The organism is Streptomyces sp. LHD-70, from assembly GCF_031157275.1.
Lineage (GTDB): Bacteria > Actinomycetota > Actinomycetes > Streptomycetales > Streptomycetaceae > Streptomyces.
The window spans coordinates 174154-188035 of the sequence record NZ_JAVIFW010000011.1; the positions used below are offsets into that span (position 1 = coordinate 174154).

Annotated in this window: 14 protein-coding genes; 8 read left to right on the forward strand and 6 right to left on the reverse strand. The window is 74.1% G+C overall.

The genetic code is table 11. The annotated features are described in order from the left end of the window. The first annotated feature begins 100 nt into the window (after window positions 1-100). A complete protein-coding gene (locus RCO28_RS22915; protein ID WP_374991224.1) occupies window positions 101-406 on the forward strand; it encodes a WhiB family transcriptional regulator in 306 nt (101 codons plus the stop codon). 40 nt (window positions 407-446) lie between these two features. Here RCO28_RS22915 and RCO28_RS22920 read toward each other — a convergent pair whose 3' ends face one another. The 3 genes from RCO28_RS22920 to RCO28_RS22930 all read right to left on the reverse strand — a co-directional run bounded on the left by RCO28_RS22920 (window position 447) and on the right by RCO28_RS22930 (window position 2332). After that, window positions 447-815: a VOC family protein gene (locus tag RCO28_RS22920; protein ID WP_308943075.1), complete on the reverse strand. Its 369-nt coding sequence runs from the start codon at window positions 813-815 to the stop codon at window positions 447-449. A gap of 156 nt (window positions 816-971) precedes the next feature. Further along, entirely contained in the window at window positions 972-1913 is a 942-nt protein-coding gene (locus tag RCO28_RS22925) for a hypothetical protein (protein ID WP_308943076.1), read from the reverse strand. Between the two features lie 32 nt (window positions 1914-1945). Then, window positions 1946-2332 (reverse strand): hypothetical protein, encoded by a 387-nt coding sequence (locus RCO28_RS22930; protein WP_308943077.1) that lies wholly within the window; start codon window positions 2330-2332, stop codon window positions 1946-1948. Between the two features lie 81 nt (window positions 2333-2413). Here RCO28_RS22930 and RCO28_RS22935 point away from each other — a divergent pair, with 81 nt between their 5' ends. After that, window positions 2414-6571: a CHAT domain-containing protein gene (locus tag RCO28_RS22935; protein ID WP_308943078.1), complete on the forward strand. Its 4158-nt coding sequence runs from the start codon at window positions 2414-2416 to the stop codon at window positions 6569-6571. A 25-nt stretch (window positions 6572-6596) separates the two neighbouring features. Here RCO28_RS22935 and RCO28_RS22940 read toward each other — a convergent pair whose 3' ends face one another. The 3 genes from RCO28_RS22940 to RCO28_RS22950 all read right to left on the reverse strand — a co-directional run bounded on the left by RCO28_RS22940 (window position 6597) and on the right by RCO28_RS22950 (window position 8620). Beyond that, window positions 6597-7085: a VTT domain-containing protein gene (locus RCO28_RS22940; RefSeq protein ID WP_308943079.1), complete on the reverse strand. Its 489-nt coding sequence runs from the start codon at window positions 7083-7085 to the stop codon at window positions 6597-6599. Window positions 7086-7551: 466 nt separating this feature from the next. Then, entirely contained in the window at window positions 7552-8046 is a 495-nt protein-coding gene (locus RCO28_RS22945) for a peptidylprolyl isomerase (RefSeq protein WP_308943080.1), read from the reverse strand. Between the two features lie 85 nt (window positions 8047-8131). Continuing rightward, the gene (locus RCO28_RS22950; protein WP_308943081.1) at window positions 8132-8620 is read right to left on the reverse strand and encodes an HPP family protein; all 489 of its coding nucleotides are present in this window, start codon (window positions 8618-8620) and stop codon (window positions 8132-8134) included. 393 nt (window positions 8621-9013) lie between these two features. Between RCO28_RS22950 and RCO28_RS22955 the strand changes: the two genes are divergently transcribed. The 6 genes from RCO28_RS22955 (at window position 9014) to RCO28_RS22980 (ending at window position 13828) form a co-directional block, all read left to right on the forward strand. Continuing rightward, window positions 9014-9556 (forward strand): type 1 glutamine amidotransferase domain-containing protein, encoded by a 543-nt coding sequence (locus RCO28_RS22955; protein WP_308943082.1) that lies wholly within the window; start codon window positions 9014-9016, stop codon window positions 9554-9556. Window positions 9557-9669: 113 nt separating this feature from the next. Then, complete coding sequence (locus tag RCO28_RS22960) at window positions 9670-10332, forward strand: endonuclease (protein ID WP_308943083.1); 663 nt, start codon at window positions 9670-9672, stop codon at window positions 10330-10332. Between the two features lie 62 nt (window positions 10333-10394). Beyond that, entirely contained in the window at window positions 10395-10553 is a 159-nt protein-coding gene (locus RCO28_RS22965) for a hypothetical protein (protein WP_308943084.1), read from the forward strand. A gap of 148 nt (window positions 10554-10701) precedes the next feature. Then, the gene (locus RCO28_RS22970; protein WP_308943085.1) at window positions 10702-11292 is read left to right on the forward strand and encodes a sigma-70 family RNA polymerase sigma factor; all 591 of its coding nucleotides are present in this window, start codon (window positions 10702-10704) and stop codon (window positions 11290-11292) included. After that, the gene (locus tag RCO28_RS22975) at window positions 11289-12035 is read left to right on the forward strand and encodes an anti-sigma factor (RefSeq protein WP_308943086.1); all 747 of its coding nucleotides are present in this window, start codon (window positions 11289-11291) and stop codon (window positions 12033-12035) included. Before RCO28_RS22970 ends, RCO28_RS22975 begins: the two co-directional genes overlap by 4 nt. 215 nt (window positions 12036-12250) lie before the next feature. Next, on the forward strand, window positions 12251-13828 hold the full coding sequence (locus RCO28_RS22980; protein WP_308943087.1) for a molybdopterin-dependent oxidoreductase: 1578 nt from the start codon (window positions 12251-12253) through the stop codon (window positions 13826-13828). Window positions 13829-13882: the final 54 nt, after the last annotated feature.

Here is a 13882-nt window from a genome sequence, read left to right on the forward strand (position 1 = left end):
CCGCACATACCGCCCAGTCGGTACGCATGCTGCCTTCCCTTGTCGAACAGCGTCAAGGGGTGTGCAGAGGGTCGACCTCACTTGATGTCGACCTCACCCGATGTCGTCGTCGGCCTCGACGGCGCGGAGGTTCGCGTCGGGGGCGGCCTTCACGTCCAGCCGGCCGAGGCTGGGCGCGCCGGTGTTGGTGACGGCCTGCGCGCACGAGGATCCGGAGGTGTTCTTCCCGGACGGGGCCGCCGGGTCCGCCGTTCGGGATCTGATCGTGGCGAAGAGCGTGTGCCGGCGCTGTCCGGTGCGGATGGAGTGTCTCGACCGGGCGCTCGACACCGGTCAGCGCACGGGCGTGTGGGGCGGCACCGCCGAGGAGGAGCGCAAGCGGCTGCGGCGTACGGTCCGAAGGTGATGTGCCCCGGGAGGTGATGGGCCCCATAGGTGACGCATCGTCAGTCGTCCGGGTGGCTGACGATGTTGAGGATGTTGCCGTCCGGTGCGCGGACGAAGAAGCGCCGCAGGCCCCACGGCTCCTCGGTCAGTGGGTGCACGATCTCGAGGCCGAGCCGCCTCGCCTCGTCGTAGGCCTCGTCGATGGCCGCGCCGACCTTGACCGAGACGACGGGGTTGCGGGGCGCGGTGGCGTCGCGGGTGAGGAGCTGGATCTCGGCGCGGCCGTCGGGTGAGCGGTAGCGGGCGACCCAGCCGAGGTTGAATTCCTCGACGCTCAGGCCGAGATAGCCGGTGTAGAAGCCGCGGGCCGCGGCGATGTCGGGGACGGCCAGGTCCGCGGTGATGCCGGTGACGGTGAGGTGGTCCATCGTTCCTCCGGGAAGGCGGTACGTGCGGTCGGCGGCACCCCGGTCCGGGGGCGTCGTGCCGCTCGTAGCCTGCCAGCGGGGAAGGGGGGAACCGCGGAGGCCGGTGCGGTTCGGGGGGGGCGGGTCCACGCGGACGTACGTGGTGCCGGGAGTTCCTCATTCGGCCTTTCTGAACAGCTCCGACAGGCCGTCGCCGGTCTCCGGGCCGAGCCGTCCCGTGGACTCGGGCGCCAACAGGCCGACACGCACTGCCAGTTCACGCCCGTGCACGTCGACGGCCGCCTCGATCAGCTCGGCCAGCGCGTCCAGGGCGGTGTGCGCGCGGGTGCGGGCGACGGCCGCGCAGCCCACGGCGACCAGCGCGGCGGGCCACCACCAGCAGGCGAGCAGGGCGTACGCCACCGCCCAGGCGGCGAGGCGGGCGGCGGCGGAGAAGGAGTCGCCGACGGACTGGAGCTGTCGTACGGCCGGTTCGGGGAGGGTCAGCCACAGGCGGGGCCAGAGCGCGGCGAGGTCCACGCCGTACGCGTCCGCGACCCGGTCGGCGGTGGTCTGCATGCGGTCGCCGTACCAGGTGGGGCGGGCCGGGCTGCGGAGCGCGACGCGGTCGCGGTGCTCGATGCGGGTCTGGAGGCGGGCGAGGGCGCGGGCGGAGGGCGAGTCGGGGTGCGGCGACTCGTCCGGGGCGCCGGGGTCGGTGTGCGCGACGGTCTGGCGCAGTGCCTGGTCCACCTTCGCGTCCCGCGCCACCCAGCGGCGTCGGCGGCGCTCGGTGAGGGCGCGGGTGAGCGGACCGCGGGGGTGGCGGAGCCAGTGTCGCTCGATGGCGCTGCCGAGGAACTGTGCGGCGAGCGAGGCCGCGGCCGCCGCGAGCAGGGCGAGGGCCACCAACAGGGCGGCGGTGCCCGGGCGTTCGAGCGCGGGGCGGGCCGCGAGGTCGTCAAGGGTGGTGCGCAGCAGGTCGAGGTCCCGCCAGTGGCGGTGGCCCAGGGTCGCGCCGAGGGCGGTGGCGGCGAGGAAGAGCGCGCCGGGCAGGACGAGGAGGTTCAGCCAGCGCTCGGTGAGCTTGCTGCCCAGGGTGGTGAGGAGCGGATTCATGGGTTCGCGGCGCTTTCCGGGAGCGGCGCCGGTCAGCGCAGACGGGTCTTGAGCATGCGCGTGCCGTGGACGGCGCAGGGCGGCGCGGGCAGCAGGTCGCGGGCTCTCTCCACGCGCGTGCAGCGGTCCGGCGCCGGGCAGACGGCCACCTTGATGTGCGGCACGACGCCCGGTGCGCGCGTGCCGCGTGAGCCGTACACGAGCCCGCCCGCGTCCCCGGCCCGGCGCAGCTCCCGGTCCAGTACGTCGAAGCAGGCCTCAAGGGCCGCGGGGTCGGCGCCCGAGCGGAGCAGGTCCGTGGCGCGCCGGGCCGCGGCCTCGACCTCGGGCAGCCGCCGCACCTCGTCCGTGGAGCCGAGGAGTGCGCACAGCGCCGCGGTCCTGGGGTCGGGTCGGGGGCGGTCGGCCGGTGCGGTCATGGCTCAAGTGTGCCGTAGCGACAGGCCTGTTGAGGGGTTTCCTGACATCCTTGGGCCGCCTGCGAGAGGAGAGAAGGCGACGTGAGGGACGATCGGGATCCGGACGCGGAAAACCGTCCGGTGCGAGGGGTGGGCGGCGAGCGTGACCGGCTCGTACAGGCCGTACGGGACCGTGTCCTGCGGTCCTGGACCGAGGACGGGCGGGTGCGGGCGGAAGCCGTGTCGGGGGGCGCGGCCGACGCCGAGCTGCGCGCGCTGCTGCGGGTCGCCGACTCCCGGACCGACCTGGAGGCCCGGCACGCGGCGGGCTGGCTGTGCGCCGCCCGCGCGGCCGCCGACGCCGGGGGCCACGGCACCGTCCACGGCAGCATGGCCGGAACGCTGCTCTTCCCGGTGTGGGTCGCCGACCCGTCCCTGGTGCCCGAGCCGTTGGCGGCGTACTTCGCGAGCCTGGACCCCGCCGTACGCCCCGACCCGGCGAACGCGGACGGCCCCGCCGAGTGGGCGGCGCAGTGCGCCGCCCTGGCACTGGTCGCGGAGGGGCGGCACGACGCGCCTCAAGACCACGCCACCGAAAGCGTGCGCCGACTCCACGAGTTGGCCGCGGTGTTCGCGCGTATGGGCTTCCCGCCCGAGATCGCACGCGCCACGGCGGTCGGCTGCGGCAGCCTCGCGGTCCTCGCCACACCGGAGTACGAGCCGACGCACGCGCACCGCAGTGCCGCCCTGACCCGCGCCCTCCAACTCGCCGGTCAGGACTGGCCGTTCGGGGAGTTGACCCCCACGGCCGGGGCCGCCGGTGAACCGGCGGGTCCCGACCTGTTGGGGCTCGCCCGACGCGCCCTGCGGACCCTTCCCGCCGACTCCCCCGAGCGGCTGCGCGCCCTGCACGCCCTGGGCGACCGGCTGCACGAGCGCTACCTGAAGTCGTACGACCCGGAGGACCTGGCCGAGGCGGTCGGCCTGGCGCGTGACGTACTGGCCCAACTCCCCGCCGACAGCCCGCTGATGCCGCGCTGTCTCCGCTCCCTGGGGCGCGCGCTGCTGCTGTGGCTGCAGCGGGAGGGCGCGACGCCCGCGGCGTGCGACGAGCTGGTCGACGTGTGCCGCCTCGCCGTGCCCGGCAACCCCGACGGGCCCGCCCTCACCGGCCACACACTGGGGTCGGCGCTCCTGCTGCGGGCGCAGTACAGCGGCCTGCCCGCGGACCTGGACGAGGCCGTCGCCGTACTCGGCGAGGCACTTCGGGCGGCCACGGACCCGCAGGAGGAGGGCCTGCTGCGGAGCGCTCTCGGCAATGCGCTGCGCGCCCGGCATGTGATGACCGGCGACCCGGGCGACCTCGACAAGGCACTCGCCCTCACCTCCGAGCCCGTGGACGCCGCCGAGCCGACGGAGCCTTCCGCTCCCGCGGACGCCCCCGAACCGACCGGCACTTCGCCCTCCGCCGCCCCCGAACCGACCCGCACCTCGCCCTCCGCCGCCCCCGCGGAACCCCAACCCCCGTACCTGGAGCGCGCGATGGCGCTCTACTCCCGTCACCTGCACAACCCGCAGGCGGACGGGTCCGAGCTGGACGAGGCCCTGCGGCAGGTGCGCGCGGCCCTCGTGCTGATGCCCGAGGAGCACCCGGACCGGCCCCTGGCCCTCAACGACCTCGGCCTGGTGCTGCGGGCGGCGTACGAACGCTCCGGCGGCGCCGACGAGTTGAACGAGGCGGTACGCGCGCACCGGGAGGCGGTGACGCTGACCCCCGAGGGCCACGCCCTGCTCGGGCTGCGGCTGCTCAACCTCGGCGCCGCGCTGAGCCTGCGCCACCAGCTGACCGAGGACGGCGAGGACCTGCGGGAGGCCCAGGAGTGCCGGCGCCGGGCCGCCGCGCTGCCCGGCCTCGGCCCCAGGCACCGGGCGGCGCTGACGAGTTCGCTCGGCATCAGCCTGTCGACCGGGCACGAGCGTGCCGCCGATCCCGGCGCCCAACTCGACGAAGCCGTGGGCCACTTGAGGCAGGCGGTGGCCCTGACACCGGACGGCGACCCGATGCTCCCGGCACGGCGGCTGAATCTCGCCATCGCCCTGCTCGCCCGTATCGGCCTGACGCTGCGGATCGACGAGGCCCGCGAGGCGCGTGAGCTGGCCGACCTGGCGATCGCCGCGCTGCCCCCGCACTCGCCCGTACTGCCGGGTGCGCTGACCGTGGCCGCCGGGGCGCGGCTCGTGAGCCCGCGGGCACTGGTGTCGTCGGGGGCGCGGGACGAGGCGGTGGCCCTGTTCCGGCGGTCGGTGGAGCTGACGCCGCCCGGCCATCCGCAGCGCACGCTGCGTCTGACCAACCTCGGCAGCGCGCTGCAGCAGCGCCCGCTCGTGCCGGGCCGCCGTCGGCGGCGCCGGGCGCGCCTTGCCGAGGCCGCCGAGGCGTTCGAGGCGGCGGCCCTCGAAGCGCAGGGCAACCCGTGGCTGCGCCTCGACGCGGCGCGCTCCTTGGCTGAGGCACGGGTCGAACTCGGCGACTGGGAACGGGCGTTGGACGGCTACGTCATGGCGGTCGACCTGCTGCAGTCCGTCGCGCCCCGCCATCTGGTCCGTGACGACCAGGAGTTCCGGCTGAGCCGGACGGTGGGGCTGGGTGCGGCGGCTGCGGCCTGCGCGGTGCGGTGCGGGCGGCCGGGGCTCGCGGTCGGGCTGCTCGAACAGGCCAGGGGCGTGATCCTCTCCCATGCCTTCGACGCCGACAGCGACCTCACCCGGCTCCGGGAGAAGGCCCCGGACCTGGCCGAACGGTTCACGGCGCTGCGCGACGCGCTGGACGCGGCCACGCTCGGCGGGAACCAGGGCCTGCTCGCCGAGGACGCGGACCCTCAGGCCGAGGCCGCCCGCGCCCCGGCCTTCCCCGCTGCCCCGGCCTTCCCCGCTGACCCAGCCTCCCCCGCTGACCCGTCCTCCCCCGTCGCCCCGTCCTCTCCTGCTGCTCCGGACGCCCCGGACGCACGCGACCCGCAGGACGCTCAGGCCGACCGGCGTCAGCAGCTCGCCGCCGAGTGGCAGGAGCTCACGCGGCGGATCCGCGCCGAGCACCCCGACCTCGGCCTGCTGCGCCCGGTCCGTGCGTGGGACGAGCAGGAGCTGCGCGCCATCGCCGAGCCGGGTCCGGTGGTCCTGGTCAATGTCTCCTCGTACGGCAGTCACGCCCTGGTCGTCACCGCGCGGGGCGTGGACGCCGTGCCGCTCCCCCGCCTCGACCCCGGCTCTGTCGCCCACCAACTCAGGGCGTTCCAGGACGCGTTGCTGCGGATCGAGGCGCCGGACACCTCGCGGGACCAGTCGCTGCGGGCGCAGCGTGCCGTCCACGGCACGCTCGGCTGGCTGTGGGAGGCGGTGACCGGGCCGGTGCTCGACCGTCTGGGGCCGGCCGCGGGCGGGCGCGTGTGGTGGTCGCCGGGTGGGGTGCTCGGCACCCTGCCGCTGCATGCCGCCGCCCCGGCGGAGGGCGGGCCCGGTGCGCTCGACCGGGTCGTGTCCTCGTACACGCCGACGCTGCGCGCGTTGCACCACGCCCGCGCGCGGGCCGCGCGCGCGGCGGGCCGGGTAGCGGAAAGGCGGGGAGCGGACGGCCGAGGCGCGGACAGCCGAGGCGCGGACAGCCGGGCCCTGGTCGTGGCCGTCGGGGCGGCCGGCGGGCTCGCCCCGTTGCCGGCGGCGCGGCGCGAGGCGGCGGAGGTGGCGGGGATGCTGCCCGGCGCCGAGGTGCTCGCGGACGGCTCGGCGACCCGGCAGGCGGTGCTCGCGGCTCTGCCCCACTCCGCGTACGCCCACTTCGCCTGCCACGCGCTCGGTGACCTGGTCAGGCCGTCGGGCAGCCGCCTCGTCCTGCACGACCACGCGGAGCGTCCGCTCACGGTCCGGGACCTCGCCCGGCTGCGGCTGCCGTCGGTCCGGCTCGCCTATCTGTCGGCCTGTGACACGCTGCGCACCAGCCCCGAGCTCGCCGACGAGGCCGTGCACATCGTCGGGGCTCTGCAGATCGCGGGCTTCCCGCACGTGATCGGCTCGCTGTGGCACGTGGACGACACGATCGGCGCGGGCCTCGCGCGGAGCGTGTACGAGGCGCTGGCCACGGGTGACGGCGGGCTCGACGTCGACCGGGCGGCAACGGCTCTGCACGCGGCGGTGCGCGCGCTGCGGGACACGTATCCGCGTACGCCGAGTCTGTGGGCCTGCCAGGTGCATGCGGGGCCGTGAGTCCGGGCTCCCGGGGGGGCTGCCCTCAGGACTCGTCGGCCGTCGCGTCCTCGGAGACCGTCTCCGCGCTGCGGCGCCTACGCCGGTGCACCACCAGCGCGCCCACCGCGAGCAGCAGCGCCGCGACGGCACCCGCACCGAGCGCCGTGTGCTCGGCGAACATCCTGCCCACCATCTCCAGGATGCCGATCCCGGCCGTCGCGTACAGCAGGGCCCAGCAGGCGCCGCCGATGAACAGGGCGGGGAGGTAGCGGGTGAGCGGCATGCGCATGCTGCCGGCGAGGAAGTTGGCGGCGGTCTGGAAGCCGACGGTCAGGAAGGAGACCGCGACGACCGGGGCGCCCCACCGCTGGATGGCGCTCTCGACGCGCTGGAACTTGGACTGGGAGATCCGCTCGCCGAACCTGCTGCGCCGGGCGCCCGCACCGGCGAGCCAGCCGACGGCGAAGGTCCCGCCGGCCCGGAGCAGGACGATGACGTACAGGCCGGCGGCCGTGAGCAGGACCTTATCCACGACGCCCCGCCCCCGAACGGCCCCGCCGCTCCTGGGCGCGTGCTCGCCCGGTCACGGAACGCCCGGTAACGGAACGCCCGGTAACGGATCGCCCGGTCACCGGTCCACCGGCTCCCGCCGCGGCCGAGCCGCCTCGCGCACGGGCCTGCTGTCCATTCCTCACCTGCATCCGCCTCTGCCGGTTCCGCGCGCCCGCGTGCCGGGTCGGCGCCGGTTCCCCCGAGCCCTGCGCAGGGTACCGCCGCGCGCCGGGCCTGCCGTACGGCCCCTCACCAGGGCTGTCCGACACTGCCAGGTTAAGCGAACACCCGTACGCTCCGTCGGCCGGTCGGCGATTCCGGCCCGCACCGGACCGGGGAGGTGGGGGAAGGTCGGCGCCGAACGCACGAGCACCCGGTGAACGGGTCACCGGGTGCTCGGAGTTCAGTGGTGCGCCGCGGGCGCGGCCACCGACGGGGGGCCGGGATCAGGCGTCGACGACACCGGACTTGGCGATGCGGACGTCCGCGCTGGGGGCACCGCTGCGCGAGCCCTTGCCCTCGATGGTCTTGACGATGTCCATGCCCTCGACGACCTCGCCGAAGACGACGTGCTTGCCGTCCAGCCAGTCGGTGACGATCGTCGTGATGAAGAACTGCGAACCGTTGGTGTTCGGCCCGGCGTTGGCCATGGAGAGCAGGCCCGGCTTGGTGTGCTTCAGCTGGAAGTTCTCGTCGGCGAACTTCTCGCCGTAGATGCTCTTGCCGCCGGTGCCGTTGCCGGCGGTGAAGTCGCCGCCCTGCAGCATGAACGCGGGGATGACCCGGTGGAAGCCGGAGCCCTCGTAGCCGAAGCCGTGCTCGCCGGTGGCCAGCTCACGGAAGTTCCTGGCGGTCTTGGGGACCACGTCGTCGTACAGCTTGAAGACGATCCGCCCGGCGGGCTCGTTGTCGATGGTGATGTCGAAGAACACGTTACTCATGCCCGTATCCTCACATCTTCCTGGCCGGATGGTGAAACGCTCCGGCACGCGCCCCGTCCGTACGGACCGATCGGAGGCGTACGCGTCACCAGCTGACCGGATACCGGACCGGGTGGGCGCCTATCCGTCCGGGCAGCAGTCCGATGGCGACGAGGAGACAGGCGCCGAGCGCGAGGAGCGGCAGGAACGGGACCGGGTGCGGGGCCTGCAGCACGACGATCACCGCGGTGGCCGTCGCCGGTGAGTGGGACAGGTGGGTCAGCATCATCGCCCCGAGCGAGAGGCCCGCCGCCACGGCCGCCGCCCACGCGCTGCTCCCGGCCACCGCGATGGTCGCGAAGCCGATCACGGCGGACATCAGGTGCCCGCCGACGAGGTTGCGCGGCTGGGCGAGGGGCAGTCCGGGGGCACCGTGCACGAGGGCCGCGCTGGCCGCCAACGGCGGGATCAGCAGCGGCTGGTGGAGCACCACGCCCACCGTCACGAGCAGCATGAGCGCACCGATCGCGAAGACGGTGACCCGCAGCAGATGCGGGAGGCTCGGCCTGGGTGCGGCGGACGGCGGGGAGGTCATGCGTGCTCCGGGGGCGGGACTGTGCGGGACGCGCAGATCCTAAACAGATTGTTTAACGCGCAGCACGAAGCGTCCCCATGGCGAGACACGGTCGCCGCTGGTGAGACGTGGTCTCAGGCCTCGGACGGATCCTGCGGACGGATTCAGCGGACGGATTCAGCGGACGGATTCTTGCGGGTCGATCTCGTCGGGGGAGGCGATGCCCCGCTGCCTCCACGTGCCTGCCTCTGCCGGATGTCCGGGGAGGCGCATGTGTCGGGGCCGGGTGCCCGGGTACTCGGAGCGCCCGTTCCGGGCGGCGGTGCGCTGCCGTGCGCCTTCGTGAGCCGGGCGATCCGTCCGTCCGCCGGTCCGGCGGACTGGGTGGGAGGCCCGAGAGGAGATCGAGCAGTCATGCGTATCGCGTTTCTGGCGGCGCCTGAGGGCGTCGAGCAGATCGAACTCACCAAGCCCTGGAGGGCGGTGTCCGAAGCCGACGGCACCCCCGTCCTCGTCTCCACCGAGCAGGGCCGGATCCAGGCCTTCCGCCATCTCGCCAAGGCGGACACGTTCCCGGTGGACGAGGTGGTCGGCGAGACCTCCGCCGGCGCCTTCGACGGCCTCGTCCTGCCGGGCGGCCTGGCCAACCCGGACGCGCTGCGCCGGGACGGCCGGGCCGTCTCCTTCGTACGGGACTTCTTCGACCTGGGCCTGCCGGTCGCGGCGATCTGCCACGCGCCGTGGATGCTGGTCGAGGCCGACGTCGTCTCCGGCCGAGTCCTCACCTCCTTCCCGAGCCTGCGCACCGACATCCGCAACGCGGGCGGCACGTGGGTCGACGAGGAGGTCCGGATCTGCGACCACGGATCGAACGCCCTGGTCACCAGCCGGAGACCGGACGACTTGGAGGCGTTCGACGCGGCACTCCTGGAGGTGTTCAGCCGACAGAGCGTCTGACCTGTTCCCCGTCCTCCGGGTTCTCCGTACTCCGGGTTCTCCGTACTCCGGAGATGAAACGGGCGGCCTGGGCACCCGTCCCCCGTGAGCCACTGGAGGGAGTGGCGGTCATCATGAGCGACGACAAGAGCCGGAAAGTGTTGCGGGAACTGCTCCGCGAACACGGGCAGACGTATGCGGCCGAGGCCGGCATTCGCCTGCGGGACACACCCCAGCCGCTCTACCGCACCCTCGTACTCGCGCACCTCCTGAGCGCCCGTATCCGCGCCTCGGTCGCGGTCGCGACATCGAAGGCGTTGTACGACGCGGGCCTGCGCGACGCGAAACGGATGACGGAATCCACCTGGCAGCAGCGCGTCGACGCCCTCGGGCGCGGTGGTTACCGTCGCTACGACGAACGCACGGCGACCCAACTGGGCGACGGCGGCCGTCTTCTGCTCGACCGCTGGGGCGGGGACCTGCGGGCAATGCGGGCAGAGGCGGACGGTGACGCGGACGCCTTGCGGGGATTCCTGCGGGAGTTGCCGGGCGTCGGTCCGGTGGGTGCGGACATCTTCCTCCGTGAAGTCCAGGACGTATGGCCGGAGTTCGGGCCGATCGTGGACGCGAAGGCGCTGCAGGGTGCCGAGCGGCTCGGGCTGCCGAAGGGAGTTGCCGATCTCCGGCGGCTGGCGAAGCGGGAAGGCGCGACGCCCGCCGAGCTGGCCTCGGCCCTGGTGCGTGCCGCTCTCGACCGGGAGATCGTCGAGGAGTGCAGGGACCGCGCCGCCGCCTGACGCCGCTTGCGCGAACCGCTCCCCCGGTCAGGCCGCGGGCCTGCCCGTCGGGACAGCAGCGGATGTGTGGCACGCGCGGCGGCGAGGTCGCGGGGCGGCTGCCGCTCGCGGTCGGGGGCGTGATGTCGACGGCGTCGGCGCGTCAGGTCGCGGAGGCCTCGCGGCACGTACGCGACGAACCGGGCGACTGGGCGCCGCAGGTGCTGGGCTGCTGCCGCTGACGGCCCGGGCCACGAGTTCGTGGTGATCGGACCAATCCTTGGTCGGCGGTGTTCCGAATCATCCGTGCAACGGTGAAACGTTGGCCGTCCCGCACCGGGGCGGCCACAATACGAGGGAGGCCGGACACGTGGTGGACGAGGGCGTCGTATGAGGCAGCCGGAAGAAGTCCCGTCGGCCTCGCGCGGGCGCGCGGGGCCGGAGTTGGACGCGCTGCTCACGGAAGTGGCGCGCGGGGATCAGGAGTCCTTCGCCGGCCTCTACGACCGCGTGAGCGGTCCGGTCCTCGGACTGGTCCGCAGCCTGCTGCGTGATCCGGCGCAGTCGGAGGAAGTCATGCAGGAGGTCCTCGTCGAGGTCTGGCGGACGGCGGCCCGCTTCCGCCCGGACCGGGGCAGCGCCATGAACTGGGTGCTGACCCTCGCGCACCGGCGGGCGGTGGACCGGATCCGCTCCGTGCAGGCCCGCGTCGAACGAGAGCACAAGGCCGCGCTGCTCGACCGGGTCCCGGCCTACGACGAGGTGACCGAGCAGGTCGAGACGCGCCTCGAACAGCAGCGTGTCCGACGGTGCCTGGGTGCGCTCACCAAGCTGCAGCGGGAGGCCGTGACCCTCGCCTACTACCGGGGCCTGACCTCTCGCGAGGCCGCCGAACTTCTGACCCTGCCGCTCGGTACGGTCAAGACCCGTCTGCGGGACGGCCTGATCCGGCTGCGTGACTGCCTGGGGGTGAGCGTATGACCGCCGCCGATCTGCACACCGCGACCGGCGCGTACGTGCTGCACGCGCTGGAGCCGGCCGAACGTGCCGCGTTCGAGCGGCACTTGGCCGTCTGCGAGGCCTGTCAGCAGGAGGTGCGGGAGCTGTCGGAGACCGCCGCGCGGCTCGGTCTCGCCGTGGCCGCGGCTCCCCCGGCCGCCCTCAAGGACGAGGTACTGCGCCGGATCACGACCGTCCGGCAGGAGCCCCCGCAGGTACCCGTTCGCGGCGGGTCGCGGTCGTGGACGCGTCCGCTGCCACGGCTCGCTCTCGCCGCCTGTCTGGCCGTCGCCGCGGCGTTCGGCGGGGTCGCGGTGTGGCAGCACCAGTCGGCGGAGGACGCCAGAGAGCAGGCGCGGGAGGCGCGGCAGCAGGCCGCGGACCTGACCGCGGTGCTCGCGGCGCCGGACGCCGAGAGCGCCACCGCGAAGCTCGGCGACGGCGCCACCGGCACGGTCGTGGTCTCCCGCGGGCAGGACCGCGCGGCCTTCCTCGCCGCCGGCCTGCCGGACCTCCCGGGGGGCAAGGTGTACCAACTCTGGTTCGACGACGGCGGAGAGATGCGCTCCGCGGGACTCGTGCGGACCGGCACGGACGACCGGAGCGCGACGCTGATGGACGGCCCTGTCGGGAAGGCCTCCGGCATGGGCATCACCGTCGAGCCCGCGGGCGGCTCGCCCCGGCCCACCACCTCGCCCCTGGGCCTGATGCCCCTGCCCGCCTAGGACGCCCAGGACGCCTGCAGTTGTACGACAACCCGGTACTGCTTGACCACGCGGTACGGCGCGACAGACCCGGTGCTGCACGCACCGGGTCTGTCGCGCAACGGGTGCTCCTCGGCTCGCGAACCGCTGCCCGTCCGTGGCCGTAAGAGTTCACGAGAACCAACTCGATCGGGTGACAGACCAATCCCTGGGGTCGTCCGCCTCGAATCAGGGGTGTGAGCACACGACGAGGCAGGGCAATCAGCGCCGCACGCGGCCTACTCACCGGTCTGGTGAGCGGCTACGCGGCCCTCGCGGTGGCGGAGCTCGTCTCCGTGGCCGTCCGGCCGGAGGCGAGTCCGCTGACCTCGGTGGGCGGCGCGGTCATCGACCGCACCCCGACTGCTGTCAAGGACTGGGCGATCCGCCAGTTCGGCACCGCCGACAAGCTGGTGCTGCAGCTCGGCATCCTGGCGGTGCTCGCGCTGTTCGCCGCGTTCCTCGGCGTACTGGCGCTGCGGTACCGCCGTGGCGCCTCGCTCGGGGTGCTGGTCCTCGGTGTCGTCGGGGCCGTGGCGGCGACGGGTCGGCCGGACTCGGTGTCCGTGCTCGACGCGGTGCCGTCCCTGTGCGGGGCGGTCGTGGGTGCCGGAGTCCTGTACATCCTCTCCGGGCCTCTCGGCTCCCCGGCGTCCACGCACGACGAGGGTGCCGGTGCGGGCGGCCCGGGTCGCCGGGGCTTTCTGCTCGCGGCGGCCGGGGTCACGGCGGCCGCCACGGGCCTCGGCTTCCTGGGGCGCCGCCTCAACGCCTCCTCGGCCGCGGGCGCCGAGGCGTCCAGGGCGGCCCTGCGCCTTCCCCGCCCGGCCTCACCGGCACCGCCACTCCCCCGCGGCGTGGACCTCAAGCTGCCCGGCCTGACTCCGTTCACGACGCCCAAGGGGCGCTTCTACCGCGTCGACACCGCACTGGTGGTGCCGCGCGTGGACGCCGACAGCTGGCGGCTGCGTATCCACGGCAAGGGCGTGACCACCCCGCTCGACCTCGACTTCCGCGACCTCGTCGGCCGAGACCTGATCGAACGGGACATCACGCTGACCTGCGTCTCCAACGAGGTCGGCGGCCCTTACGTCAGCTCCGCCCGCTGGCTCGGCGTACGGCTGGACGAGCTGCTCGCGGAGGCCGGGGTGAAGCCGCCGTCCCGCGGTGGGCGGGCGGACCAGCTCGTGGCGCGCTCGGTCGACGGCATGACGCTCGGCACCCCGGTGGAGACGGTCATGGACGGCCGGGACGCCATGCTCGCCGTCGGGATGAACGGCGAACCCCTGCCGTTCAAGCACGGCTTCCCCGTCCGCATGCTCGTGCCCGGCCTGTTCGGATACGTCTCCGCCTGCAAGTGGATCCAGGACATCGAGCTGACCACCTTCGACGCCTACGACACGTACTGGGTGAAGCGGGACTGGGCGCGTGAGGCGCCGATCAAGACGCAGTCCCGGATCGACACGCCTCGGCCCTTCGCGCGCCTGAAGCCCGGTCAGGTCGTCGTCGCGGGGATCGCGTGGGCCCAGCACAAGGGGATCGAGCGGGTCGAGGTGCGGGTCGACGACGGCCCCTGGGAGCAGGCGGACCTGGCGGCCGCAGGGCCGCTCGACACCTGGCGCCAGTGGAGCTGGCGCTGGCCCGCCACGCGCGGGGGTCACACCTTGCAGGTCCGCGCCACCGACCGGACCGGCTACACGCAGACCGACCGGCGCACCGGCACCGTCCCCGACGGCGCGACCGGACGGCACTCGGTGGTGGTCGACGTGAACTGACGCGCCGGTACCTCCCGTTCCGCACACCTACGAAGCCCAAGTTCCGACCGAGGA

Bases quoted from the DNA above. Each gene is read 5' to 3' on its own strand.
- RCO28_RS22915 (WP_374991224.1), top strand. From the start codon at position 101: ATGTCGTCGTCGGCCTCGACGGCGCGGAGGTTCGCGTCGGGGGCGGCC.
- RCO28_RS22920 (WP_308943075.1), bottom strand. From the start codon at position 815: ATGGACCACCTCACCGTCACCGGCATCACCGCGGACCTGGCCGTCCCC.
- RCO28_RS22925 (WP_308943076.1), bottom strand. From the start codon at position 1,913: ATGAATCCGCTCCTCACCACCCTGGGCAGCAAGCTCACCGAGCGCTGG.
- RCO28_RS22930 (WP_308943077.1), bottom strand. From the start codon at position 2,332: ATGACCGCACCGGCCGACCGCCCCCGACCCGACCCCAGGACCGCGGCG.
- RCO28_RS22945 (WP_308943080.1), bottom strand. From the start codon at position 8,046: ATGAGTAACGTGTTCTTCGACATCACCATCGACAACGAGCCCGCCGGG.
- RCO28_RS22950 (WP_308943081.1), bottom strand. From the start codon at position 8,620: ATGACCTCCCCGCCGTCCGCCGCACCCAGGCCGAGCCTCCCGCATCTG.
- RCO28_RS22955 (WP_308943082.1), top strand. From the start codon at position 9,014: ATGCGTATCGCGTTTCTGGCGGCGCCTGAGGGCGTCGAGCAGATCGAA.
- RCO28_RS22960 (WP_308943083.1), top strand. From the start codon at position 9,670: ATGAGCGACGACAAGAGCCGGAAAGTGTTGCGGGAACTGCTCCGCGAA.
- RCO28_RS22965 (WP_308943084.1), top strand. From the start codon at position 10,395: ATGTGTGGCACGCGCGGCGGCGAGGTCGCGGGGCGGCTGCCGCTCGCG.
- RCO28_RS22970 (WP_308943085.1), top strand. From the start codon at position 10,702: ATGAGGCAGCCGGAAGAAGTCCCGTCGGCCTCGCGCGGGCGCGCGGGG.
- RCO28_RS22975 (WP_308943086.1), top strand. From the start codon at position 11,289: ATGACCGCCGCCGATCTGCACACCGCGACCGGCGCGTACGTGCTGCAC.